Origin of the sequence: Paractinoplanes maris (genome assembly GCF_023544465.1) — a bacterium.
Lineage (GTDB): Bacteria > Actinomycetota > Actinomycetes > Mycobacteriales > Micromonosporaceae > Actinoplanes > Actinoplanes maris.
Map to the genome: position 1 here is coordinate 141,086 of NZ_JALPVL010000005.1, position 23,779 is coordinate 164,864.

A 23,779-nucleotide genomic window follows, 5' to 3' on the forward strand; every position below is an offset into this window, starting at 1 on the left:
CAGTCGCGCTGGAGGACCTACGCGACACGTACCCGTCGGGATGTTCGCCGTGCTGCGCGAGCAGGTCGCCCGGATCCACGCGTCGAGCGGCACCACCGGTCGTCCCGCGGTGGTCGGCCACGACTGCCACGGTCACGTTCGCCGTGGGCGCTTTGATCAGCGCCCGGCGTACAGGAACGGCCCGGGCACCCGTGACTACTCTGCGCGTGCAGATCAGCGGGTGCCGGGCCATCCTGTCGCCGGCTCACATGATCAGCGCGGTTGCCGGACGGCCCGGTCCTCGAGCCGGTGGGCGTGGGTATCCAGCAACCGACTGACCGCATGCTGAGCTGCTCCGAAGAACAGGGCCCAGGCGCAGATCTGACCAGGAGTGTCCAACGCTGTCAGACCCGGCACGAAGCCGCCGTGGACAAGGAGGAGGCCGACCACCGCCGTCAGCGCACCCAGCGGCAGCTTGAGCGCCGTCAGCAGAAGTGAGACGTGGATGAAGGGGGTTCCGGTCGACGGCGTCGCATGAAGGAAGCCGGCCGCGGTCAGAGCGGCACCAAGCATGCCCAACATGAGCACGAGGAACACGTCACCGGACGCGGGCCCGGCCGCCGCGGTCGGACAGATCCGAGCTTCCCCGGCCTTCCCGAAACACAGCGAGATGGCCTCGGGGAAGATCGCGCCCGCGATCGCGATGAAGGCGACCGCGGCCGTCAGCACCGGAAGAATGATGATCAGCTTGTTACGCAGGGTTCGCAGGCGCCGGTGTTCCCGATCCTTGACGGCGTGCGCAGCTCGCAGCCCCTCAGCGAGCACGAACCGGTCGTGGTCGCCGTCTTCGACCTTTTTGCGGGTCGGGTCGTCAACGGCGAGGTAGTGGGCCACCCGTGACAGGACGTGAGCAGCAGTCCCGGCGAGTTGGTCCGGTCGAGCCACCTCGACAAGGTCAGCCTCGGCGCGGTGAAGTCTGCTGTAGATCTCATCGAGACTGTTGCCGTTCCACCGGTCCGACACTGATCGACGTTGACCCAGAAGGGACCTCGCCGCTTCCAGGTTCCGGCGCACACACGACAGCGTATGGCGGGCATCTTCGGCATCGGTGTGCGAATCACATCGCTGTTCGAGCCGCTCCAAGACGGACCACGCGTACGAGTTGGACTGGTGACGCGGCCGGTGAGCGGGAGCCGGCAACGACATGCTCGCGGTGACGGTCGACATGATGGGCCTTCCTCTGCCTTACCGAGTTGAACGGGTCGCCTCCCTGTCGCCTCCGGCAATACCTCCTGTTCACGCCGAGAGCGATCCGGTTTCGCGGATGGTGTCAATCGATCGAGGACGTCGCCGGGAACACCCGTACCGACCAACCGATACAGAGAGACATGGACACCGGTGAGGAGGCCCGCCCCGACGACGAACTCCTCGAGGCGATCGCCCAGAGAGACCGAGGTGCTCTCCGGGAGCTCTACGAGCGACATGCGCCGTGGCTTCGCGCCCGGCTGAGTCGCCGATGCGGGGACGACGGCCTCGTCGAGGAGGTCATTCAAGACACCTTCGTCGCGGTGTGGCGCAAACCGGGCGGCTATCGCGGCGCCGGGCAGGTGCCCGCGTGGATCTGGGGAATAGGTTTCCGACGATTGATCGGCGCGCTCCGGCCGCGAAGACCCGTGCCGTGGCCGATTGTCGTCAACACGCCACTGACTCCCTCGGCCGAGGATCAGGTGTTGCTGCGTATCGAACATGGCGATCTGGGCGGGGCCGTCGATGGGCTGTCGCCGGAACTCAAAGCAGTCATCCAAGCCGTGGTCCTGGACGGGCTGAACAGCCGCGAGGCGGCCCGCCTGCTGCAGGTGCCGGCGGCCACTGTGCGTACCAGGTTGATGCGCGCCCGTAATCAGCTACGAGAGGCACTGCTATGAGCTGGCATCTGCAGTCGGACACCATCGGTGCGTACGCGACGGGCCGTCTCGGTGTCGCCTCGGCCGGATCCGTAGAGGCGCACCTGCTGGAATGCGGCATGTGTCGTGCCAAGCTGGCCGGACTGGCACAGAGTGAGGCTCCGGCGAGACGTCGGCACGACGACAGCCTGGCTGTCATCCTGGACCAGATCGACCGACCGCAACCGACCCTGCTCGAGCGGTTCCTCACTGCGCTCGGGGTGTCTCCTGGGCTGGCCAAGCTGACTGCGGGAGCGCCACGGCTCCGGCAGTCATGGCTTGTCGGCGGTCTCGCCGTGCTGGCCGTGGCGGTCCTCGTGGCGCAGGTCGGGCCGGGACCGGCCGGTGTGGTGATGTTCGTGGTGAGCGCGCCGGTCGCGCCGGCGCTCGGCATTGCCTTCTCCTACGGGTGGGGCGGCGACCCGGCCGGCGAAATAGCGGTGACGGCGCCACTTCCGGTGCTCCGGTTGCTGCTGCTGCGGACCGTCGTGGTACTCCTCTCCTGGTTGCCGGTGGCGGCTCTGCTCGCGGTGGCGTTGCCGGAACGCGGGCGGGTGGCGCTGCTCTGGTTCATCCCCGCCATCGCCCTCACCAGCCTCACAGTGGCGCTGGCCAGCTTCGTCGGCACCGCTCGCGCGGCGACCGCCGTGACCACCACCTGGTTGGTGCTGGCGGCGACCACCGTACGAGGAACCCGGTGGACCACAGCCTCGGCCTGGCTCGAGCATTCGTTCCTGTTCCGGCCGATCGGTCAGGCACTGCTCGCCGTGATCGCGCTCGGCGCTCTGGTCGTCGCGATAGCTCGCAGGACGTCGTTCGAGGTGCGGAGGTCGTCATGAACGCCACGGATACCGCCGTCGTCGCGCGACTGGCCGGTGTCGGGAAACGATTCGGCCGCAGGGCTGTCCTGCACGGAATCGATCTGACCGTGCGGACCGGCGTCACCGGCCTGCTCGGGCCGAACGGGGCCGGCAAGACCACCCTGTTGCGCATCCTCGCCACAGCGTTACGCCCGGACGCGGGCGAGCTGACCGTACTCGGCGACGATGTTCTTGACCCCGACGGCCGCTACCGGATCCGGCAGCGTATCGGCTACCTCCCGCAGCAGCCGGGCTTCCACGAGTGGGACACGGTGTACGACTTCGTCAACCACGTGGCACTTCTGCAGGAGATCAACGACAGCAGGCGCCGGCAGTCGGAGATCCTCCGCGTACTGGACATCATGAATATGGCCGACTGCATGCACCAACACCTGCGTTGGCTGTCCGGGGGTCAACGGCACCGCGTAGCTCTCGCCCAGGCTCTTCTCGGTGATCCGCAGCTTCTTCTGCTCGACGAACCGACCGTCGGACTGGACCCCTACGAGCGGCTCCGATTCCGCCAGGTCGTCTCGGAGGTCGCGAGAAAGAACGCCGTCGTGTTGTCGACGCATTCGACCGACGACGTGGCAGCGCTGTGCGACGAGGTGGTTGTGCTTCGCCTCGGACGAACAGCGTTCACGGGATGTCCCGCCGCGATGATCGCGGCGGCCGACGGGCATGTGTGGTTGAGCGATGCTCCCGGCCCGCGCGCGGCGACCTGGTGGCGCGCCGCAGATGGGCACTACCGGCACATCGGGGATCCGCCGCCCGGCGCCGACCTGGCCGCACCCACCTTGGAGGACGGGTATCTGCATCTGGTGAGCCGGTCATGATGCGCGGCCTTGCCTGGGCCGAGGCCAGACGGCTCACGTACCACCCGGCGGTGCTGGCGGGTTTCGTCGCGGCCGCGTTCCTGTCTCTGCCTCGGTGGTTCGGTGGCCAATCACCGCCGGAGCAATGGCTGACTCAAACGTACGAACAACTGACGCTGTTCTGGGCACCGCTGCACCTGGGAGCATTCGTTGCCGGAGCCATGGTGGCGCTTCGGGGTGGCGGGGAGCGGATAGACGAGATGTTCGCCGCCCGTCCGGTGGACGCAGTGCAGCGGACCCGGGCCCTGTTTCTGGCGGGCATCGTGCCGATGGGGTATACCGCCGCGCTGGTCGTCGTCAACGTCCTGCTGGTCGTCGCCGCCGGCGGGATGCCGCTGGGAAGCCCGGCCGTGATCGTGTATCCCACCGTTGTCGACGTGATCTATGCCGTCTCCTTGACGGGTGCCGCGTACGCCGGTGGCATCGTTGTGGCCCGCACTGTTCCCTCCCCGGTTTTCACCTTCTTGAGCGGGTTGGCGGCGACCTGGATCTTCTTCGGCTTGTATTGGATCAGCGGGTGGTTTCCGGCGTACTTCCTGACCCCCTACGTGAGCCCCTTGAGCGGCGTGGTGACCGATAACCCCACCGGCGCGCCGGTCGTCTACTTCGACGTCCACCTGGCGGAGTGGCTGGAGGTCGTCCGGGACACGGACGTGGTGTTCTGGCGGGCCGTCTACCTCTGTGGAGTCACGTTGCTTCTGACCGCTTACGGGCTGCGGCAGAGCGGCCGGCCCGCCCGCACCAGGGGCCTGTGGCTGATCGGGGCATTCCTGGCCCTCGGTGGATTCCTCCTGCAGATCCCGGCATACAGCGGCACGTGGTCGTTGCTCGGCTCGTGGTGGGACTTCTAGCCGGATCTGACGCGGAGACCCCACATCGCCCGTGGCAGTATTTGCGCGTGCAGATCGGGTTGCTCGGGCCGTTCGAGGTCCGCACGGACGACGGCGGGCTCGCCGACGTGCCGGGGGCCCGGCTGCGCGCGCTGCTGAGTGCCCTCGCGCTCGAGGCGGGCCGGGTGGTCACCAAGGACACGCTGGTCGACTGGATCTGGGGCAGCCGGCCGCCCGCCGACGCCACGAACTCGCTGCACCGCCTGGTCTCCCGGCTGCGCAAGGTGCTGCCGGAGGGGTCGGTCGAGGGGCACCCGGCCGGCTATCGGCTGGCGGTGGATCCCGCCTCGGTCGACGCCGTGCGGTTCGAGCGCCTGCTCACCGGCAAGGCGCCCCGGGAGGCTCTCGCCCTGTGGCGCGGCGGCGCCCTGCAGGATGTCGGTCTGACCGGCAGCGAAGCCTTCGACGCCGCCGTGACCCGGCTGGAGGAGCTGCGGCTGAGCGCTTTCGAGGACCGCTTCGCGGCGGGCGCCGGCGCCGGGCAGATCGCCGAGCTGACTGCGCTGGTCGCCGCCCATCCGCTGCGGGAGCGGCTCGTCGGGGCGCTGATGCGGGCACTCGCGGCGGCGGGGCGCGGCAACGAGGCGTTGCAGGTCTTCCGGCGTACGAGGGAATCGCTGGCCGACGAGCTGGGCGCCGACCCCTCGGCGGAGCTGTCCGCCTTGAACGTCGCACTGTTGCGGGGCGAGCACCGCGAGGTGCGGACCAACCTGCGCGCGGAGCTGACCAGCTATGTCGGCAAGGACGACGACGTGGCGGCAGTCCGCGGGCTCGTCGCCGCCCACCGGCTGACCACGCTGGTCGGGCCCGGCGGCACCGGAAAGACGCGGCTGGCCACCGAGACGGGCCGCGCGCTGGGCGGTGAGCTGCCGGACGGTGTGTGGCTGGTCGAGCTGGCTCCCATCGGCGCCGGGGGCGACGTGGCTCAGGCGACGATCACGGCCCTCGGGCTGCGCGACACGCTGCTCGGCGGGGCGCCGGAGGCCGAGCTCACCGAGCGGCTGGTGGCGGCGATCCGGGACCGCGAGGCGGTGCTCGTCCTGGACAACTGTGAGCACGTGATCGAGGCAGCGGCGGCGTTCGCGCACCGGCTGCTCGGCGAGTGCCGGCGGCTGCGGATCCTGGCCACCAGCCGCGAGCCGCTCGGCATCACCGGCGAGGCCCTGTGGCAGGTCGAGCCGCTGGCCACCGCCTCGGCCGTCGAGCTGCTGCGGCAGCGGGCGGCCGACGTCCGCAAGGATCTGGCCGACGACGCGGCCACCCGGGCCGTGCTGGCGCGCGTGTGCCAGGCCCTCGACGGGATGCCGCTGGCGATCGAGCTGGCCGCCGCCCGGTTGCGCACCATGACCCTCGACCAGCTCGCCCACCGGCTCGACGACCGGTTCCGCCTGCTGACCGGCGGCAGCCGGACGGCCCTGCCCCACCACCGGACCCTGCGAGCGGTCATCGACTGGAGCTGGGAGTTGCTGCCCGAGACGGAACGGACCGTCCTGCGGCGACTGTCGGTCTTCGCGGGCGGAGCTTCGCTGGAGGCAGCCGAGCGGGTCTGCGCCGAGCCGGCGGCCTTCGAGGTCCTCACCTCGCTGGCCGAGAAGTCGTTGCTGGTCACCGCGGGCGACGGCACGCCGCGCTACCGGATGCTGGGCACGATCCACGAGTACGCCGAGCATCGGCTGGCCGAGGCCGGCGAGACGGAGCTCGCGCGCCGGGCCCACCTCGACTGGGTGATCGAGCTGGCCGAGACCGCGGAACCCCATCTGCGCCGGGCCGAGCAGCTGGAGTGGCTGGCCCGGCTCGACGCCGAGCACGACAACATCGTCGCCGCGATGCGGGGTGCGCTGGCGGCCGGCGAGGCTCAGCAGGCCATGCGGCTCGCGGCCGGCGCGGGCTGGTATTGGTGGCTGGCCGGCCACAAAGCCGAGGGCATCGAGTTGATCACCGCGGCCGCCGCGACCCCCGGTGAGGTGACCGACGACGTCCGGGCCTCCGTGTACGCGCTGGCTGTGCACTTTCTCAGCGCCGGCCGCGGTGACGAGCGCGTCGCGGCGGACTGGATCAACCGGGCGTACGAGGCCGGTCTGCGCAACGGATCGCGCGGCCCGTGGACCGGGCTGGTGGTCGCCCTGAAACGCATGCTCGACGCGCCGGCCGAGCTCGAGTCGGCTTGGGAACCGCTGCTGGCCGACGACGATCCGTGGATCCGCGCCCTGGCCCGGCTGCACTCCGGCAAGGCCCGGATCATCCTCGGCCGGCCGGGACCGGAGGCCGAGCACCACCTCGAGAGCGGGCTGGCCGAGTTCCGCGAGCTGGGTGAGCGGTTCGGCATCTGGTTCGGCCTGACCGAGCTGGCCGAACGGGTCGCGGCCCGCGGTGACTTCGCCGCCGCGCGGGACCTTCTCGACGAGGCGATCACCGCCGTCATCGAGGTCGGCTCGGTCGAGGACACCATCCGCATGCGCGGACGTCAGGCCCAGTTCTCCTGGCTGCTGGGCGACGAGGCGGCCACCGCGACGGCGATGGCCGAGGCTCAGCGGTACGCGGAACGGGTCACCTGGCCCGACGCGCTGGCCGAGCTGGCCATCGTGAAAGCCGAGCTGGCCCGGTGGCGCGGCGACGCCGGGGAGGTGCGACGGCAACTCGGCATCGCCACGGCCGTGCTGGGTGACGGCGCCGAGGTGGTCGTCCACGACATGCTCGGCTACCTCGCCGACGACCTCGAGGAGGCTCGCGCGCACCGCGTGGCGGCCTTCCGGGTGGCTTCCGGTGCGGGCTACGCCCCGTTCACGGCGCAGATCCTGGTCGGGGTGGCCGATCTGGCCCTGCGTCAGGACGATCCGCGACAGGCGGCCCGGCTGCTCGCGGCGAGCGTGGGCGTCCGGGGCATCGAGGACCGGTCCGGCCCGGACGCGGCCCGGATCGAGCGGGCAGCGCGAAGCCGCCTCGGCGACGGGGGGTTCGCCGAGGCGGCTCGGGAGGGCCGGCTGACCGACTGGCGTCAGCTGGCCGAGGTCACGCTCGCTTCTTGAAGGTGGCCGTCGCCCACAGGTATCCGACCAGGGCGATGGCGACGCACCAGGCGATCGCGGCGATCGCGTCACCCATCTGCGGAGTGCCGTTCAGCAGCCCGCGCAAGGTTTCGATGATCGGCGTGAAGGGTTGGTACTCGGCGAACTCCCTGATGCCCGGGCCCATCTTGTCGGCCGGGACGATCGCGCTGCTGAAGAACGGCAGCATGATCAACGGGACGGTCGCGATGCCGGCCGTCTCGACGGTCTTGGCCGCGAGTCCTAGGGCGATCGTGAGCCAGGCGGTGGCGAAACTGGTCAGCAGCACCAGACCGAGCACCCCCAGCCAGTCGAGCCAGCCGCCGGCCGAGCGGAACCCGAGGGCGAAGGCGACCCCGACGATGGCCGCGACCGCGACGAGGTTGGTGGCGATGGTCGTGGTCACGTGCCCGGTCAGCACGGCCCCGCGGGACACGTCCATCACCTTGAAGCGGTTGATGATGCCCTTGGTCATGTCCGAGGCCACCGCGGTCGACGTGCCGGACAGCCCGTAGACGATGGCCAGCAACATGAGGCCGGGCGTGGCGTAGTCCACATAGTCGGCACCGACATCGAAGGCGTCACCGAACACGTAGACGAACATCAGCATCAGGACGACCGGGAACAGGACCGCGTTGAACACCGTGGTCGGGTTCCGGGTGACGTGCTTGAAGTTGCGGCGCAGCATGATCACGGAGTCGCTCATCGGGTTGCCTCTTCCACGTTCGTCCGTCCGGTCAGGGCCAGGAACACGTCGTCGAGGTCCGGCTTGTGCACGGAGAAGTCCTCGACCGGGATCGCGTTGTCGTGCACCAGGTTGAGCAGCGTCCGCAGCGACTCGGTGCCGCCGTCGCTGGGCACCCGCAGGGTCAGGCTCTCGTCGTCGCGTACGCCGCCGGTCAGCAGCTGGGCGGCCGCGTCGAGCTCGGCCGGGCCGGCGAACCGCAGGCGTACGTGGCTGCCGGGGATCTGGCGCTTGAGCTCGTCCGGCGTGCCCTGGGCGACCACCCGGCCCTGATCGAGCACGGCGACGTGGTCGGCCAGCTGGTCGGCCTCCTCGAGGTACTGGGTGGTCAGGAAGATGGTCACGCCGTCGGCCAGCAGCTCGCGGATGATGGTCCACATGGTGCGGCGGCTGCGCGGGTCGAGCCCGGTGGTCGGCTCGTCCAGGAAGATGATCCGCGGGTTGCCGACCAGCGTCATGGCCAGGTCGAGCTTCCGGCGCTGCCCGCCGGAATAGGTGGCGACCATCTTCGGCGCCGACTCGGTGAGCTCGAAGCGCTCGAGCAGCCCGGTGATGACCTGCTTGCCGTCCCGTACGCCGTGCAGGTCGACCATCAGCTGCAGATTCTCCTGGCCGGTGAGCAGCTCGTCGACCGCCGCGAACTGGCCGGTGACGCCGATCGCGGCGCGCACCGCCCGCGGCTCGGCGGCGACATCGTGGCCGTCGACCCGGACGGTCCCGCCGTCGGGAGCCATCAGCGTCGTCAGCACGTTGACCGCCGTCGTCTTGCCGGCACCGTTCGGGCCGAGCAGCGAGAAGACCGTGCCGGCCGGAACCGTCAGATCGATGCCGTCGAGGACGACCTTGTCCCCGAAGGCCTTCCGTAGTCCGGAAACCTCAATGGCTGGTGTTGTCATGCACCGAACAATGAGGGCCGCCCCTGTCACCGCCCTGACACGCCCCTGTCACGGCCGGCGTCCTGGGTGGTCCGCCAGGGCAGCAGGGGGATGCCGGTGAGCAGGACAGCGGCCAGGACGGTCAAGGCTGTCCGGGCGGACGTGACGGCGGCCAGGGCACCCGCGGCGGCGATGCACAGCGGCTGCACGACCTTGTTGGTGATCGACCAGGCCAGGACCACCCGGGACATGTGGGCGTCGTCGGTCGCGTTCATGCGGTAGGTGGCGAAGGTCGGGCTGAACATGCCGGCGAACAGCACCATCAGGAACTCGGCAGCGGTCAGCAGGACCAGGCCGATGGGAGCGGCCGGAGCGAGCGGGATCAGGCCGAGCCACAGGTTGCGGCCGACGCCCCCGAGCAGCAGCAGCCGGTGCGCACCGATCCGCCGGGCGATCGGCTTGGCCAGCAGCGAGCCGAGGATGCCGGCCACCGCGGCCACGCCGGTGATCAGGCCGTACTGCCAGGCCGGGAAGCCCAGGTCGCGCAGCACGAAGACCGTCAGCAACGGCATGAGGGCCATGATGCAGCCCCCGAAGATCATCGAGTTCCAGAACAGCAGGGCCAGCCCGCGGTGGCCGAGGAGGTGGCGCCAGCCCGCGGTGAGCTCCCGCAGCCAGTGGTGCTCGGCGGAACGCGGGGGCGGCGCTGGCTCGGGCTCGCGCAGGCCACGCAGGATCAGCGCCGACACCAGGAAGCTGATGGCGTCGAAGACCATCGTGGTGGTGGCGCCGAGCAGGGAGATCAGCACTCCCCCGACCGGCGGGCCGGCCGCGTTCGCGGTCCAGACCGTGGTCTCGAAGCGGCCGTTCGCCTCCGCTCGGTGGGCGGCCGGCACGAGCGTACGGAGCTGGGCCACCCCGGCCGAGTCGAACGCCAGCCGCGCGGCCATCTGGATCACCGCCACCACGCACAGGTGCCAGTAGGTCAGCATCCCGGCGACGGCGGCCGCGGGCACCGACCCCACCGCCACGAAGCGCACCAGATCGGCCGCCACCATCACCGGCAGCTTGCGGTGGTGCTCGATCCACGGCCCGAGCGGCAGCGCCACCGCCGCGCTGACCACCCCGGCCAGCACGGTCAGCAGCGACACCTGGAAGTCCGAGACCCCCAGCACCAGCACCGCGACGATGGGCAGAGCCGAATATCCCAGCGCACTGCCCAGTTCACCGGCCGCGAACGCCGCCCACCGCCGCCGGAGATCAGCTCGCCAGGCCTCCGTCACCCGGGCAGGCTACGGGACCGTGGCGAACGGCCCCAGCGAGTTGAGGTCGAGCCGCAGCGACTCGGCCATGGCCCAGGCGTTGGGCAGGGTGAAGATGTCGGCCCCACCCAGGCGGTCCCGCCGGCGCGGCACGACCTCGTCAGCGGTGGCGGCGGCCACGGCGTCCAGATAGGCGCGGACGACGGCCCACGCATTGGTGGTGTCGACCGGGGCCATCGTGCTCGGCAGGTCGACACTGGACAGCGCGGCCTCGGCCGTGGTGCGCAGGCCGGTCAGGTACTCCTGCTGGACGCGTACGTCCTCGGGGGTTCCCGGACGGGTCACGTGGCCGCCGACGAAGTGGTCGAAACCCGGGTCAGCTACCGGTGATCGACCAGTGCCACGGCTCGGACGGCAGGTTGACGAAGCCGTACGCCTTGGCGTGCAGCACCAGCCACTTGAAGGCCGGGCTGGTGCGGGTCAGGCTCTTGCCACCCGAGGTGATGTCGACGGCCAGGCCCAGCTCGTGCAGCGAGCGACCCGGGATCGCGGTCGGCACCCGGCAGGACGTCGACGGTGCGGTCCAGACGTCCGGGCAGCCGTTGATCTTACGCAGCTCGATCTGGCGCTCTCTGGTGCGGAAGCCGCCGCCCGAGATGGCGATGCCGTTGGCCTTGGCGTCGTCAACCAGGCGCCGGAAGGCGTACGAGACGGTGTAGTGCACCGTCGTGCCGTACACCGTGACCGTGTCGGTGACCGCGAACGAGGTCCGCGTCTGGTTGACCACGTCCTTGCTCACCGTCGCCGCCTTGTCGGCATAGGCGCCGGCCGTGGGCAGCGTGGCGATCCGGTTCTGGGTCACCGCCACCGCGGACACCACCCAGTCGCGGGCCGTGGTCGCGGTGGTGACCGCCGTGGCCGCCGTACGGGCGGTGGTCTGGGCCGTGGTCAGCGCCGAAACCGCCTGCTGGGACTGGGTCCGGCGCAGGGTCAGAGTCTTGGTGGCGGCGGTGACCGCGTTCTTGGCCTTGGTGATTGCGGCCTTGTTGACCGGGCGCTTCTTCGTGGCCTTGCTGTGGTTCTGCTGGGCGGTGGTCAGGGCGGTGTGGGCCGTGGCCAGCCGGGTACGGGCGGTGGCGGCGGCGGTTGTGGCGGTTGTCAGCCGGGTCTGGGCGGTGGCGCTGGCGGCGGTGGCCTTGGTGACCTCGGCGGTGCGGGTCACGACGGCGGTCTGCTGCACGACCAGGCTCTCGCGCAGGGTGGCCAGCGTCTTCTGGCGGGTGAGGCTGCGGTACATCAATGAGGTCCACTCGGCGCCCACCGCGGGCGGCGCGGCCTGGACCGGCACCGGGTTGGCGGTGGCGGCCAGGCCGACGGCCAGAGCCGCGACGAGGGGAGCGGTGAGGGCCCGGCGGGCTCGGGAGCGAATCCGCGGATCCGGTCGGAGTTCCTGTCGTGTCGTCACCCGGAAGAGACTCCGGGGCCCGGGGTGCCCCGCCCGGTGCGCGCCGGTTGCTAAAGAAGTGCGCGTGCGGCCTCGGCGGCGCGGCCGGCGACCTCGTCGACGGTGTCCGGGCCCTGGCTGAAGAAGCCCTGGGCGACCAGGGACGCGTAGCCGTGGGCGACGGCGAGGGTGGCTTCGAGCAGGCGGACATCGGCCCGGGTGAGCTCGAGCATCGTCGTCATCAGGGCCCGGGTCTGCTCGCGCCGGTCGTCGTCGGGCACGGCGTAGAGCTCGGCGGCGAAGATGACGTGGATGCCGGCACCGGTGCGGACGACATATCGCACGTACGCCCCGGCCGCCGCACCCAGGCCGTCAGCCGGGTCCGCGGCGACGGCCGCGGCGATCGCGGCCCGCAGGTCGTGGGCGGCGGTGGCCGAGACGGCGCTGAGCAGATGGTCGCGGTCGGGGAAGTGCCTATACGGCGCGGCCGAGCTCACGCCCAGGCGGCGGGCGACGGCGGCGACCGAGAAGCGCTCCGGCCCGCCCTCGGCGAGCACGTCGAAGCTGGTCCGGATCAGCGCGGCGCGAAGATCACCGTGGTGGTAGCCCATGTTCCCCCTCCCGGGTTGCGTCCATGTGAGTAGGCTCTTACATTAACGGAAGTGAGAGACCTCTTACATCGACAGGGGAAATTGTGACCATCCGGCTCGGGTATCAGATTCCGAACTTCAGCTATCCCGGCGTGCCGAACGAGAACCTGTTCGACACCGTCGTGGCGCAGGCGCGCGAGGCCGAGAGCTCCGGCTTCGACACCGTGCTGGTGATGGACCACTTCTATCAGCTGCCGGGCATCGGCGAGCCCGAGGCAGCGATGCTCGAGGCGTACACGACGCTGGGCGCGCTGGCCTCGGCCACGTCCACGGTTCAGCTGTCGACGCTGGTCACCGGCAACACGTACCGGAATCCGGCCCTTCTCGCCAAGACCGTGACCGCCCTCGACGTGGTGTCGAAGGGGCGCGCGATCCTCGGTATCGGGGCCGGCTGGTACGAGCGGGAGCACCACGACATGGGCTTCGAGTTCGGCACCTTCGGGCAGCGCTTCGAGCGGCTCGAGGAGGCGCTGACGATCATCACGCCGATGCTGCGCGGCGAGACGGGCACGCTCGACGGAACGTGGTATCAGGCCCGCGGCGCGATGAACAACCCCCGCGTCCGCGACGACCTGCCGATCATGCTGGGCGGCTCGGGCGAGCAGAAGACGTTCCGGCTGGCCGCCCGGTTCGCCGACCACATGAACATCATCTGCGACCTGGACGTCCTGGCCCACAAGGTGTCGGTGCTGCGGCAGCGGTGCGAGGAGATCGGCCGCGACCCGGCCACGCTGGCCACCAGCTTCCTGGTCATGGGCATGGTCGGCGAGAACGAGCAGGAGGCCAAGGAACTGGGCGCGACGATCCCCGACGACCGTCGCAACCGGGCCTTCCTCGGCACCCCCGAGCAGGTGGCCGAGCAGATCCAGGAACGCGTCATCGGCGCCGGCATCGACGGTGTCTGCATCAACCTGATCCGCAACGGCCACCGCCCCGGCGTGGTCTCCGCGGTCGGCGCGGCGCTCAAGCCCGTGGTGGCGTAACGCCTCGGGGGGATCCGTGTCCGACGTGATCGTGGTCGGTGGCGGGCCGACCGGGATGATGCTGGCCGGCGAGCTACGGCTGCACGGCGTCGGTGTGCTCGTGCTGGAGAAGGACAACGAGCCGCCGCCGTACGTGCGGTCGCTCGGCCTGCACGTGCGCAGCATCGAGATCATGGACCAGCGCGGGCTGCTGGGGCGGTTCCTCGAGAACGGCACGAAGCACCCGATCCGGGGGTTCTTCGCGGGCATCGACAAGCCCGCTCCCCCCGGGCTCGACACCGCCCACGGTTATGTCCTCGGCATCCCGCAGACCAGCACCGACCGGCTGCTGGCCGAGCACGCGACCGTGGTCGGCGCCGAGATCCGGCGCGGCCGCACCGTGACCGGCCTGGCGCAGGACGACGACGGCGTGACCGTCAACCTCGGGACCTCGGAGCCGGTGCGGGCGCGGTATGTCGTCGGATGCGACGGCGGGCGCAGCACGGTCCGCAAGCTGCTCGGCGTGGGATTCCCGGGCGAGCCGTCGACAAAGGACACCCTGCTGGGCGAGATGGAGGTCACGGCGTCCCCGGACGAGCTCCGCGAGGTGGTGACCGAGGTCCGCAAGACCGAGAAGCGCTTCGGGATCGGGCCTTCGGGACGGCCGGGAGTGTTCCGCGCGGTGGTTCCGGCGCGCGACGTGGCCGAGGACCGTTCGGCGCCGCCGAGTTTTGAGGAGTTCCGGCACCAGCTGCGCGAATACGCCGGCACTGATTTCGGCGTCCACTCCCCCCGCTGGCTGTCCCGGTTCGGCGACGCGACCCGCCAGGCCGAGCATTACCGGGTGGACCGGGTGTTCCTGGCCGGGGACGCCGCGCACGTCCACCCGCCGATCGGCGGGCAGGGGCTCAACCTGGGTATCCAGGACGCGTTCAACCTGGGCTGGAAGCTGGCGGCGGCGGTCGGCGGCTGGGCGCCGGGCGACCTGCTCGACAGCTACGAGTCCGAGCGGCATCCGGTCGCGGCCGACGTGCTGAACACCACCCGGGCCCAGATGGAGCTGACCACCAACGAGCCCGGACCGCAGGCGGTGCGGCGGTTGCTGACGCAACTCATGGACTTCGACGACGTCAATCGGTTCCTGATCGAGAAGATCACGGCGATCGGTCTCCGGTACGACCTGGGGGACGGCCCGGATCTGGTCGGGCGACGGCTGCGCGACCTTCCGCTGAGGCACGGGCGGCTCTACGAGCTGATGCGCGCCGGCCGCGGACTGCTGCTCGATCGGACCGGACAGCTCACCACGGACGGCTGGGCCGACCGGGTCGACCACGTCGCCGACACCGCTGACGGGCTGGACGCGCCGGCGGTCCTCCTGCGGCCGGACGGGCACGTCGCGTGGGCCGGCGACGATCAGCCGGCGCTCGAGGTCGCGCTGGCCCGATGGTTCGGCGCGAGGGTCACGACGGCCAGGGCTTGAAGGCGTTGTCCGGCACCACGGCGGCCAGCTCGGGGCAGTGCCGGTTGATGAGCGATCCCATGGTGGTGGCGGCGATCCAGTCGAGGCCGAACTGGGTGTAGATCTCGGGGCGGTAGTCGACGGTGAGGAAACGGTCGCTCTGCAGGCGCCGCGAGGCCATCAGGATGAAGACCCGGAAAGCTGTGTCGGAGAACGCGAACCCGTCGGGTGGCGTCTCGGCGAACAGGCCGACCATCGTGTCGACCTCGTCCACGCTGCGGTAGACGGTGCGCAATCGGCGTACGGTCTCGGGGTCTTGACTCAGGTCCTCCCACCGCTCGACGCGGGGCAGGTGGAGCGCGGCCCGGAAGTCGTTGTAGCGCGGAACTCCGCGGCGACGCGTGCGGACCAGGTCGACCACGGACAGGTCGATCAGCTCGCCCGCGCGCTCGAGGCGCAGCAGCGCGCGGGGGTAGTTGTGCAGCGCGATGGCGCCGGGGTGGGCGATGCCGAACGAGTGAAGCACCGTGCTCAGGCCCATCGCGCGCAGCTCGTCGTCGGCCTTGGGCCCCTGCAGGTCGGCGAAGCTGCGGGGGCCGAGGTCGGCCCCGGTCACGCTGCGGAACGTGTAGTCGTCGGGGATGAGCGGGTGCATGCGATAGACGGTGACGAAGTCCTCGGTGAGCGAGAACGGGGTGCCGTGGTGGTCGGGCGTCGTCCCCGGGATGCCGTGCAGGGCGTTGGCATCGGTGAGCCACAGACCCAGACGGCTCAGGGTGTCGTCGGGCGGCACGCCGTTCCAGTTGACGTTCATGGCCCGGTCGAGCACATTTGTGGCCAGCATCGCGGGGGTCCACTCGACGGTGTGGATCTTGGCAATGACGGCCGCGACGATCAGCCGGGCGGTCTGGTGAAGCCGCTCGTCGTCCCAGTCGGGATGGCGCTCCGCCAGCTCGTCGCACAGCACGTTGTGCTCGCGGGCGAAGAGCGTGTGCATGCTGCTGAGGCCCAGCCACCAGGCCTCGTTGAAGCCGGTGATCTCGGAGCCGCTGACGTCGACCGGCAGGTAGCCCTCGGGCGTCAGCCGCAGCTTGGCCCCGTCACGCAGCAACACGTCGGTGCCGTAGAGCTCGGAGCCGTCCCACCAGTGCGAGGCCACGTTGGCGAACGGGACGACATTGCCGGCGATGCGCATCTCGGGCTCGAGCGGGCCGCCGGGAGTGCTGGCCCAGCCGGGCGAGCCGGGTGGCAGTGGGACGCGGACGTCGTCGACGCCGAGCGGGTGACGGGCGTGCACCACCCAGTCGTGCACCTGGAACTGGATCCACGCGGCGGCCAGGATGTTGAGCGTCGTGGCCGGGCGGAACTGCTCGCGGTGCAGCAGCTCGCGGCTGACGACCACGGGGTTGGGCTCGTCGTGCAGCTCGGGGCGGTCGTCGGCGGGCACGTTACGACCGAAGCCGGCCCCGGCCGCACCCATGCCGGGCTCCGACAGATCGTTGAAACGGCCGTCCGGCGTACGGAATCGCTGGTCCTCGGCCCAGATCGGCGAAGGCACTTCCCGTACGCGGGGAGGGGCCTCGTGCGTGCCGGTGTCCAGCAGGTTGTCGCGACGGAGCACGTCGCGCAGCGCGGCCAGGTTGAGCAGGGCGAGCGCGTCGGGCAGGCGGTGCCACGGGCGGAAACGGTTCACCACACCGAAGACCGACCGCATGGCCGCGCCGGCGATCCGGTTACGCGCCGGCACCTCGGTGAGCCAGCGCTGCCGGTCACGGTGGGCGGCACTGGCGTCGTACGCGGCCTTGCGCACCCGGTTGAGGTTGCCCAGCGGGCGGAACTCGGCGGTGGTGTTCCACGGGTTGAAGCGCATCGCGTGCACGACCGGGTTGTCGCACGAGCCGGCCGGGATGGTGAGCACGGCGATCGGCTCGGGTGGTGCTGACGGCGTACGCCAGTCAACGGCCGCGTCCTCGATCGGTGTCTCATGTGGACTGCGAAAGCGCTGCACGCACAACTCGAACCGCACGTCGCCCGCGGCCAGGCGGGACTCCATCTCGGTGGTCAGGAAGTCGGGACCGTCCTGCTCTCCCCCGGCGGGCGCGTCCGGCGCCGGGCGCAGCAGATATTGCACGGCGACCGACTCCCCCCAGGTGATCGGCGTCCGGCTCCAGTAGGTCTCGGTGGCCACGCTGGTGATCCGGCGCCGGGCGGCCACGACGTTCCGCACGATTCGCAGCGTCTCGCCCGGGCCCAGCACGAGCGCCAGCCGGACCAGCCCGGTGTATCGGCCCGCCCCACCGCCGGCCGTCGCCACGGCGAACTCGGTGAACTGGCGGGCATCGCGGGCATGCGACACCGGGGCGTTGGTCATCAGCAGGTCGTGGTGCTCGTCGGCGGACACCGCGACGCGCAGGGCCACCCCGCGCAGGTCGGGCTCGCGGTCGTCGAGCAGCCGGCCCTCGGCGTTGCTGAAGCGGACCGCGGTGCGGTGGACGGCGCCCGGCTGCGCGAATCCCACCCGCAGGTCAGGCGGGAGCTCGTCCGAGAAGCGCAGCTGGGCGTCGTCGACCGCATAGGTGCCCTTGGCCTGGAAGCCGGCGACGATCGGCCGGCCCGGGGCCGGGCGGTTCCTGAGCTGGGTCAGCATGATCTGCCGAGCCAGCACGCCGAACAGGCGCCGCTCGGCCTCGGCCGAGCCGCCCAGGAAGGTCTCACGCCACTGAGGCTTGGCCACCGTGGTCATCGCGCCCTCCACTCAGGACTGAGCGGCCGCGACGCCGAGCGGATCCCGAGCGCGCGGGCCACCCGAAACCCTAGTGGCGCCGCGCACCCGGAGGACTGTCGGCTTACTTACCCGACAGCTTCTCGATGTCGACGACGTCCTTGGCGGCCGGCGCCACGATGTCGGCGAACTCCTCGCCGAACTCGGTGAAGTCGAGCCCGCCCTCGGCGGCGTCCTTGCCCTCGATGCGCAGCGGGTAGGGCTCACCGGTGGTGGCGATCCAGAGCGTGCCGCCGTCCTCGGAGTTGTCGATCAGGCCGATCGCGGGCTTGCCGTCGACGTCCTTGACCGAGCCCTTGGTGACCTTGCCGTCGGCCGAGAGCATCTTGTCGATGTCCGAGAAGCCGAACATGTCACCCATGTCCTTGTCGCCGGCCTTGATGATGACCCAGCGGTCGCCGACCAGCTCGGCCGCCGCCGCGCCCTGCTTCTTGCCACCGCTGGTCATCGCCCAGAAGGCCTCGTCGGGCTTGATGAACCGCTTCTGACCCACCTCGAGCAGCTCGACGCTCGGGCCGCCCATCGACAGCTTGCCCTTGATGTCGCCGTTGTCGGTCTTGAAGTCGAGGCCCATCTTGTCCCCGTCGGTGACGATGTCACCCTTCATGTGGAACGAGCCGGCCTTCTTGAGGGCCGCCTTCGCCTTGTCGAGGATCTGCTGGGCCTCGAGCGCCTCGACCCCGTTGGTGGTGGGCGCGGCCGGGGCGGCCGACGTGGTCGCCGGGGCGGCGGGCGCCGCCGCGCCCTTGTCGTCGTCCTGACCTGCGCAACCGGTGGCCAGCAGGGCGGTCGATGCGAACACGACCACCGCGCCGGTGAATTTGACCTTCATGATGATGTTTCCCCCGAAATTCGTCGCCCTGATCGGCACGTGCCGATTGGTGGCGGCGACGAAGGTACCAGCGGGGTTCAAGCGGGCTCGGGCACCCCACCGGGTTCGGGCGACGGTTCGACGTCGGGCTCGACGACCGGTTCGACCGGCGCCGGGGGCAACGGGTCCGGGCTGCCGGGCTCCAGCTCGCCCGGGTCGTCCGGGATCGGCGCCCCGGGGTCGAGCGGCGGGTACTTGTCCGGGTCGGACGGCAGGCTCTGCGCGGGCATCTGGTCTCCTTGTGCCGGTTTCCGCCCACCTACCCCCAAGATCTTCAGCCGAAACAATCCGGCTCAGGCGTACGGCGCGTGCACGATCTTGTCGACCGCGATCGTCACGATGAGGCGCACCTGGTCGCGCCCGCCGAACCACGGATACGGCCGGCCGAGGTACTTCTGCGCCAGCTCGTCGATGTGCTCGGCGCCGCGCTTGGGAGTCACGTCGACGACCCGCCCCTTGACCGAGTAGTAGTCGGACACCTGGCCCGGATTCGCGACCACCACGGAGACCCGCGGATCCCGCTCGATGTTGCGCACCTTACGGAAGCCCTCGACCGTGTTGATCACGATGTGCTCGCCGTCGGTGTCCACCCAGACCTCGGTGAGCTGCGGGGACCCGTCGGGGTCGGTGGTCGCGAGAAAGCATGGGCTCGGGCCGCGCAGCAGGTTCAGCAGGCCCTCGGGCAAGATCGTCACTTCCCCACCGTACGCCCGGAGTGGCGCCTGGGCGGGCACCCGCGCGAACGGCTAGGGTGGACACATGGTGACGGCTGCAGTGCTGACGGCGATCATGATGATCGTCGTTGTGCTCCTGCGCAGCCGCGTGTCGTTCGAGCCGCCCCCGGCCCCGGCTCCGGCCGAGCCGCCCGTCGCCGACCGCGCGCCTCACCTCTTCTCGCAGTTCACCGCGGGTGTCCGCGGTTCCCGCGCGCCGCCCGTCGCGTCCGCCTGACCGTCGTCCTCCGGCGGTCACAGCCTCCCCTGGACTGTCTCGCGGACGAACGGATCAGACATGAACGTGGTTGCCGAAATGCTGCTCACCGAGCCGGCCCCGATGGCCATCTGGGCCATGCTGATGCTCCTGACCTTCCCGGCGTTGCTGCTGCTGGGCAGCCCCGAGGCGATGCGCCGCCCCCGGCGCGCGGCGCAGGAGTTCGTCGCGGTCCTGCGCGGGCGGGGCGAGCTCGTCCGCCGCCGGGCCGCCGAGGCCGAGCAGGCGGCACGCTGGGCCGAGGAGGTCGGCGTCGCCGCCGACCGGGCCGAGACGGCGGCCCAGCGCTGGCAGGAGCTGAGCGAGCGGGCCGGCGACGAGCTCAACGACGCCTACCAGGCCTGGCTCGACGCCGACGCCCGCCTGCGCACGGCGACCTCCGCCGCCGCGTGGGGCACGCCCTGGTCGGTGCGGACCTGCGAGGAGTACGCGGCTCGCCAGCGCTACCTGCACAGTGAGGTCACCGCCGCCGCCGGCCGGGGCGAGCTGCCGGCCGAGGCGGTGGCCGAGGCCCTGGCCGAGACCAACGGCTGGGACGCCCGCCTGCACCCGGTCGACCAGCAGCTGGTCATCGCCCGCGCCTCCGCGGCCTGGCTGCGCCACCGCTACGAGCAGGCCATCACCGCCGAGCGCACAGCCCGGCGCGACGCCGAGGCCGCCCGCCGAGCCGGCCTCAGCCTCCGCGAGGAGGCCGTCACCGCCGCCGCCCAGGCCGCCTCCCTCGAACTGCTGATCCCCCGCCGCCGCAGCGTCTCCCCCGCCACCCGCCGCGCAGTGGCCGTCCCAGCCATGTGACACCGCCGCGATCTCGGCCGGCGACCGTCGATCAGTTGGCCTCGACCGGGCCGGTCGTGCCGCGGACGACCAAGCGGGGTGGGATGACGAGTTCGCGGTGGTCGACCGCTGCGCCCTCGACCCGGTCGATCGCCCGGGCCACCGCCGAATGCGTCATCGTGACGACGTCCTGGGCGACCGTGGTCAGGTCGACGTGGGCGAGGCGGGCCAGGGTGCTGTCGTCGTAGCCGATGACGCTCACCGCTTCCGGCACGCCGACGCCGGCGCGGGCGAACACGTCGAGGACGCCGGTGGCGCAGCGGTCATTGAAGACAGTGACGGCGGTCGGCCGGGTGTCGACCGGGTTGCGAGTCGCGGAGACGGTGGTCGGCCGGGCGTCGAGCAGGGTGCGGGCCGCGGCGGCGCCGTCGGACTCGGTGAGGCCGCCCGGGACGATCCGCACCTGGTCGCCGAGCCCGTGGCCGCGCATCGCCTGCCGGTAGCCGCGCCGCCGGTCGGCGGCACCGGGAGCCCGCCCGCCGTCGATGTGCGCGATCGACCGATGCCCCATCCCCACCAGGTAGTCGACCGCCAGGCTCAGTCCCTCGGCGTCGGCGCTGCGGATCACGTCGATGTCGGCCTGGCGTACCGCCCGGGCCAGCACCACGACCGGAAGCCGAGCGGCCAGCCGGGTGAGATCAGCGACGGTGGACTGCGGGCCGAGCAGGATCAGCGCCTCGCAACGGTCCTGCAGGAGCCCGGTGATCGCCTCGGACTCGTCACGCTCGGCCGTCACCGCACTCAGCGCGAGTTCGTACCCGGTTTCGCGCGCCGCGGTATAGAGCCCGGTGACCAGGTCAGCGTGGAACGGATGCTGAATGCCGAACACGACGCCGAGCAGCCGGCTGCGCCCACTACGCAACAGCCGCGCCCGGCTGTCAGGCTGATAGCCGAGCTCGCCGGCGGCTTCCAGCACCCGCCGCCGGGTCTCGGCACTGGCCCCCGCTTCGTCGCGCATGACAAGTGACACCAGGGACTTCGAGACTCCAGCCCGGTTCGCCACATCGGTGAGCGTGGCCCTGCGTTCGTCGCGCACCCGCTCAGCGTAATCGCATCATCTGGAACGTTCCAGCCCGCAGGTTGACCCGCGGCCCAACCGTCCAGCAAGCTGCATCGAGCTGGAACGTTCCAGACCGGCCCCAAACTCAACGCCAACCCGCCGTGAATCCTCGACCAGCACGCAACCGGCAATGCACCGCGGGCCGAGCTGCCCGAAGCCACCCGGCTCGCTGTCATCGCCGACGAGGTTCGACGCATCCAAGGATCGGACGGCTGCCTGTCGCCATGAAGGCATGCCGAGCGAGGAGAGCCGGCCGGGCGCTCCGCGCGGGACTGGGCGGCCCGCTGCCCGGGGGCGCTCGGCCTAGCCCGGATTCCTCATTGCGATCCGGATTCCCCAGTTGCGATGGGACCGCCGCGTACGACCCGCCGTAGCGACCCGATCTGGAACGTTCCAGGGCTGGCGCCGGATCTGACTGAAGAGAATTTCGATGGCTACTAGCTGGAACGTTCCAGGTGGAGGATGTGAGATGGTAGGAGTTGCTCTGATCGGAGCCGGGCGGATGGGCCTTTTCCACGGGGAGACGGTGAGTCGCCGGCTGAAGGGTGTGCGGCTGGTTGCGGTGGCCGACCCGATCAAGGGGGCAGCCGGGGCACTGGGCGCGGAGCGCTGGTATGCGGACCCGGCAAACGTATTCGCCGACTCCGACGTGGACGCCGTCGTGATCGCAGCTCCCGCGCGCTTGCATGCCGGGTTGGCCGTCGCCGCGGCCCAGGCCGGGAAGCACGTCTTCTGCGAGAAGCCGATGGCGACCAGTCTCGAGGACGCCGACCGGGTCATCGACGCCGCCCGAGCCGCCGGGGTGGTTCTGCAGACCGGCTTCAACCGGCGGTTCGCCACCGACTGGGTCGCGGCCCGCGCGATGATCGACGCCGGCCAGGTCGGCACCCCGCGGTTGCTGCGGTCAATCACCCGGGACCCGGGCGGCTTCGACCCCGCCCGGGTGGCTCCCGGCACGATCTTCCTCGAGACGCTGATCCACGACTTCGACACCCTGCGGTTCCTCAACCCCGGGGCGGAGGCCACCCAGGTCTTCGTGGCGGCCGACGCCCTGGTCGAGCCGGACTGGCGCGACCGCGGGCTGCTTGACACCGCCGTGGTCACCGTGCGCTTCGACAACGGGGCGATCGGCACGGCCGAGGCCTGCTTCGAGGCGAGCTACGGCTACGACGTGCGCGGCGAAGTGCTCGGCTCGGGCGGCATGGTCACCATGGGCGACGGGCGTCGCACCGGCATGACGTTCTCCGGGCCGGCCGGCCGGATGGTCGAGACCGTTCGCGGCGACCAGGAGCTTTTCGCCGACGCCTACACCGCCGAACTGGCCGCCTTCGTGGAGGCGATCCGTCGGAGCGGGCCGCCACTGGTCACCGGCGAGGACGCCCGGGCCGCCCTGGCGATCGCGCTGGCCGCCGTGGAGTCCGCCCGCACCGGCACCGCCGTCGAGGTGCGCAAGTGAGGCTTGCTGTGTGTGCCGAGATGGTCTTTCTCGAGCTGCCGATCGAGGAGCGGGTGCGGCGCATCGGCGAGCTCGGTTTCGAGGCCGAGATCTGGGGGTGGGCCGCCAAGGACCTGGACGCGCTGGCCGGGACCGGCGTCACGATCTCGTCGATGACCGGCTATCTCGGCGGCACTCTGGCCGATGAGGACGGCGCCGACGAGCTCGTGCGCACCGCTCGCCTGTCGCTCGAGGCGGCCGACCGGCTCGGCTGCGCCCGGCTCAACCTGCACGGCACCGGCCTGGACGACCGGGGCCTGCCGGTGGTGCCTTCTGCTCAGGTCACCCCGGCGATGTGGCTGACCGCGGCCCGTACGCTGACCCGGCTCGCCGAACTGGGCGAGCGCGCCGACCGGGTCTTCACTCTCGAGAACCTCAACACGGCGGTCGACCATCCGGGCGTGCCGTTCGCGCGGGCCGCCGACACCGTGACCCTGGTCGAGGCGGTGGACAGCCCGCACCTGCGCCTGAACCTCGACCTCTATCACGCCCAGATCGGCGAGGGGAACCTCGTGGAGCTGGTCGAGCGGGCCCTGCCGTGGGTCGGGGAGATCCAGGTCGCCGACGTTCCGGGGCGGCAGGAACCGGGGACCGGGGAGGTCCACTATCCGGCCGTGGCCCGGGCGCTACGACGACTTGGCTACGACGGCGTGGTCGCCCTGGAGGGCTGGGCGTCGGGTCCACCCGAGGATGCGCTGGCACGGTTCCGCGACGCCTTCACCGCCGCCTGACCCGACCCCCGGTCCCGGCCCGCCCGGGTCA

General features: G+C 71.0%; 23 protein-coding genes. 11 read left to right on the forward strand and 12 right to left on the reverse strand.

Annotated features, from left to right (window positions below; genetic code table 11):
- Positions 1-252: 252 nt before the first annotated feature.
- Positions 253-1,206 carry a hypothetical protein gene (locus tag NAG42_RS15795; protein WP_250031038.1) on the reverse strand — a complete coding sequence of 318 codons (954 nt, stop codon included), beginning with the start codon at positions 1,204-1,206 and terminating at the stop codon, positions 253-255.
- 161 nt (positions 1,207-1,367) lie between these two features.
- Here NAG42_RS15795 and NAG42_RS15800 point away from each other — a divergent pair, with 161 nt between their 5' ends.
- The 5 genes from NAG42_RS15800 to NAG42_RS15820 are packed head-to-tail and all read left to right on the forward strand — an operon-like array spanning position 1,368 to position 7,570.
- Entirely contained in the window at positions 1,368-1,904 is a 537-nt protein-coding gene (locus tag NAG42_RS15800; protein WP_250031039.1) for an RNA polymerase sigma factor, read from the forward strand.
- Positions 1,901-2,761 carry a cupin domain-containing protein gene (locus NAG42_RS15805; protein WP_250031040.1) on the forward strand — a complete coding sequence of 287 codons (861 nt, stop codon included), beginning with the start codon at positions 1,901-1,903 and terminating at the stop codon, positions 2,759-2,761. Before NAG42_RS15800 ends, NAG42_RS15805 begins: the two co-directional genes overlap by 4 nt.
- Entirely contained in the window at positions 2,758-3,615 is an 858-nt protein-coding gene (locus NAG42_RS15810) for an ATP-binding cassette domain-containing protein (protein ID WP_250031041.1), read from the forward strand. The genes NAG42_RS15805 and NAG42_RS15810 overlap by 4 nt, the downstream gene beginning before the upstream one ends.
- Positions 3,612-4,505 carry a hypothetical protein gene (locus tag NAG42_RS15815; RefSeq protein ID WP_250031042.1) on the forward strand — a complete coding sequence of 298 codons (894 nt, stop codon included), beginning with the start codon at positions 3,612-3,614 and terminating at the stop codon, positions 4,503-4,505. Before NAG42_RS15810 ends, NAG42_RS15815 begins: the two co-directional genes overlap by 4 nt.
- A 47-nt stretch (positions 4,506-4,552) precedes the next feature.
- Complete coding sequence (locus NAG42_RS15820; RefSeq protein ID WP_250031043.1) at positions 4,553-7,570, forward strand: ATP-binding protein; 3,018 nt, start codon at positions 4,553-4,555, stop codon at positions 7,568-7,570.
- Here the strand turns inward: NAG42_RS15820 and NAG42_RS15825 are convergent.
- Genes NAG42_RS15825 through NAG42_RS15850 form a run of 6 tightly spaced genes read right to left on the reverse strand, consistent with a single transcriptional unit; the run spans position 7,554 to position 12,525 of the window.
- Complete coding sequence (locus tag NAG42_RS15825) at positions 7,554-8,294, reverse strand: ABC transporter permease (RefSeq protein ID WP_250031044.1); 741 nt, start codon at positions 8,292-8,294, stop codon at positions 7,554-7,556. The two genes, NAG42_RS15820 and NAG42_RS15825, sit on opposite strands and share 17 nt — an antisense overlap.
- Complete coding sequence (locus NAG42_RS15830) at positions 8,291-9,229, reverse strand: ATP-binding cassette domain-containing protein (protein WP_250031045.1); 939 nt, start codon at positions 9,227-9,229, stop codon at positions 8,291-8,293. Before NAG42_RS15830 ends, NAG42_RS15825 begins: the two co-directional genes overlap by 4 nt.
- Before the next feature lie 26 nt (positions 9,230-9,255).
- Entirely contained in the window at positions 9,256-10,491 is a 1,236-nt protein-coding gene (locus NAG42_RS15835) for an MFS transporter (protein WP_250031046.1), read from the reverse strand.
- A gap of 9 nt (positions 10,492-10,500) precedes the next feature.
- Complete coding sequence (locus NAG42_RS15840) at positions 10,501-10,815, reverse strand: hypothetical protein (protein ID WP_250031047.1); 315 nt, start codon at positions 10,813-10,815, stop codon at positions 10,501-10,503.
- 31 nt (positions 10,816-10,846) lie between these two features.
- Positions 10,847-11,935 carry a M15 family metallopeptidase gene (locus NAG42_RS15845; RefSeq protein WP_250031048.1) on the reverse strand — a complete coding sequence of 363 codons (1,089 nt, stop codon included), beginning with the start codon at positions 11,933-11,935 and terminating at the stop codon, positions 10,847-10,849.
- A 50-nt stretch (positions 11,936-11,985) separates the two neighbouring features.
- Positions 11,986-12,525 (reverse strand): TetR/AcrR family transcriptional regulator, encoded by a 540-nt coding sequence (locus NAG42_RS15850; protein ID WP_250031049.1) that lies wholly within the window; start codon positions 12,523-12,525, stop codon positions 11,986-11,988.
- An 83-nt stretch (positions 12,526-12,608) separates the two neighbouring features.
- Between NAG42_RS15850 and NAG42_RS15855 the strand changes: the two genes are divergently transcribed.
- Together NAG42_RS15855 and rox are read left to right on the forward strand one after the other, a co-directional pair.
- Positions 12,609-13,547 carry an LLM class F420-dependent oxidoreductase gene (locus NAG42_RS15855; protein ID WP_250031050.1) on the forward strand — a complete coding sequence of 313 codons (939 nt, stop codon included), beginning with the start codon at positions 12,609-12,611 and terminating at the stop codon, positions 13,545-13,547.
- A gap of 16 nt (positions 13,548-13,563) precedes the next feature.
- Complete coding sequence (gene rox, locus NAG42_RS15860) at positions 13,564-15,006, forward strand: rifampin monooxygenase (RefSeq protein WP_250031051.1); 1,443 nt, start codon at positions 13,564-13,566, stop codon at positions 15,004-15,006.
- On the opposite strand, the gene NAG42_RS15865 is transcribed toward rox, so the two are convergent.
- The 4 genes from NAG42_RS15865 to NAG42_RS15880 form a co-directional block, all read right to left on the reverse strand.
- Positions 14,987-17,728, reverse strand: a complete 2,742-nt coding sequence (locus tag NAG42_RS15865) for a peroxidase family protein (RefSeq protein WP_250031052.1) — start codon at positions 17,726-17,728, stop codon at positions 14,987-14,989. The two genes, rox and NAG42_RS15865, sit on opposite strands and share 20 nt — an antisense overlap.
- A gap of 103 nt (positions 17,729-17,831) precedes the next feature.
- On the reverse strand, positions 17,832-18,599 hold the full coding sequence (locus tag NAG42_RS15870; protein ID WP_250031053.1) for a hypothetical protein: 768 nt from the start codon (positions 18,597-18,599) through the stop codon (positions 17,832-17,834).
- Between the two features lie 77 nt (positions 18,600-18,676).
- Positions 18,677-18,868: a hypothetical protein gene (locus tag NAG42_RS15875; protein ID WP_250031054.1), complete on the reverse strand. Its 192-nt coding sequence runs from the start codon at positions 18,866-18,868 to the stop codon at positions 18,677-18,679.
- A gap of 63 nt (positions 18,869-18,931) precedes the next feature.
- On the reverse strand, positions 18,932-19,333 hold the full coding sequence (locus NAG42_RS15880; protein WP_250031055.1) for a TIGR03618 family F420-dependent PPOX class oxidoreductase: 402 nt from the start codon (positions 19,331-19,333) through the stop codon (positions 18,932-18,934).
- A 64-nt stretch (positions 19,334-19,397) separates the two neighbouring features.
- Between NAG42_RS15880 and NAG42_RS15885 the strand changes: the two genes are divergently transcribed.
- On the forward strand, positions 19,398-19,589 hold the full coding sequence (locus tag NAG42_RS15885; protein ID WP_250031056.1) for a hypothetical protein: 192 nt from the start codon (positions 19,398-19,400) through the stop codon (positions 19,587-19,589).
- Between the two features lie 60 nt (positions 19,590-19,649).
- Positions 19,650-20,423 carry a hypothetical protein gene (locus NAG42_RS15890; protein ID WP_250031057.1) on the forward strand — a complete coding sequence of 258 codons (774 nt, stop codon included), beginning with the start codon at positions 19,650-19,652 and terminating at the stop codon, positions 20,421-20,423.
- Between the two features lie 31 nt (positions 20,424-20,454).
- On the opposite strand, the gene NAG42_RS15895 is transcribed toward NAG42_RS15890, so the two are convergent.
- Entirely contained in the window at positions 20,455-21,498 is a 1,044-nt protein-coding gene (locus NAG42_RS15895; protein WP_250031058.1) for a LacI family DNA-binding transcriptional regulator, read from the reverse strand.
- 493 nt (positions 21,499-21,991) lie between these two features.
- Between NAG42_RS15895 and NAG42_RS15900 the strand changes: the two genes are divergently transcribed.
- Both NAG42_RS15900 and NAG42_RS15905 read left to right on the forward strand, forming a co-directional pair.
- Positions 21,992-22,978, forward strand: coding sequence for a Gfo/Idh/MocA family oxidoreductase (locus NAG42_RS15900; protein WP_284045409.1), 987 nt, complete (start codon positions 21,992-21,994; stop codon positions 22,976-22,978).
- Complete coding sequence (locus tag NAG42_RS15905) at positions 22,975-23,748, forward strand: TIM barrel protein (RefSeq protein ID WP_250031060.1); 774 nt, start codon at positions 22,975-22,977, stop codon at positions 23,746-23,748. Before NAG42_RS15900 ends, NAG42_RS15905 begins: the two co-directional genes overlap by 4 nt.
- Positions 23,749-23,779 lie beyond the last annotated feature (31 nt).

Coding starts and splice junctions, on each gene's coding strand:
- NAG42_RS15795 (WP_250031038.1), bottom strand. CDS start 1,206: ATGTCGACCGTCACCGCGAGCATGTCGTTGCCGGCTCCCGCTCACCGG.
- NAG42_RS15800 (WP_250031039.1), top strand. CDS start 1,368: ATGGACACCGGTGAGGAGGCCCGCCCCGACGACGAACTCCTCGAGGCG.
- NAG42_RS15805 (WP_250031040.1), top strand. CDS start 1,901: ATGAGCTGGCATCTGCAGTCGGACACCATCGGTGCGTACGCGACGGGC.
- NAG42_RS15810 (WP_250031041.1), top strand. CDS start 2,758: ATGAACGCCACGGATACCGCCGTCGTCGCGCGACTGGCCGGTGTCGGG.
- NAG42_RS15815 (WP_250031042.1), top strand. CDS start 3,612: ATGATGCGCGGCCTTGCCTGGGCCGAGGCCAGACGGCTCACGTACCAC.
- NAG42_RS15825 (WP_250031044.1), bottom strand. CDS start 8,294: ATGAGCGACTCCGTGATCATGCTGCGCCGCAACTTCAAGCACGTCACC.
- NAG42_RS15830 (WP_250031045.1), bottom strand. CDS start 9,229: ATGACAACACCAGCCATTGAGGTTTCCGGACTACGGAAGGCCTTCGGG.
- NAG42_RS15850 (WP_250031049.1), bottom strand. CDS start 12,525: ATGGGCTACCACCACGGTGATCTTCGCGCCGCGCTGATCCGGACCAGC.
- NAG42_RS15865 (WP_250031052.1), bottom strand. CDS start 17,728: ATGACCACGGTGGCCAAGCCTCAGTGGCGTGAGACCTTCCTGGGCGGC.
- NAG42_RS15870 (WP_250031053.1), bottom strand. CDS start 18,599: ATGAAGGTCAAATTCACCGGCGCGGTGGTCGTGTTCGCATCGACCGCC.
- NAG42_RS15875 (WP_250031054.1), bottom strand. CDS start 18,868: ATGCCCGCGCAGAGCCTGCCGTCCGACCCGGACAAGTACCCGCCGCTC.
- NAG42_RS15885 (WP_250031056.1), top strand. CDS start 19,398: ATGGTGACGGCTGCAGTGCTGACGGCGATCATGATGATCGTCGTTGTG.
- NAG42_RS15890 (WP_250031057.1), top strand. CDS start 19,650: ATGAACGTGGTTGCCGAAATGCTGCTCACCGAGCCGGCCCCGATGGCC.
- NAG42_RS15900 (WP_284045409.1), top strand. CDS start 21,992: ATGGTAGGAGTTGCTCTGATCGGAGCCGGGCGGATGGGCCTTTTCCAC.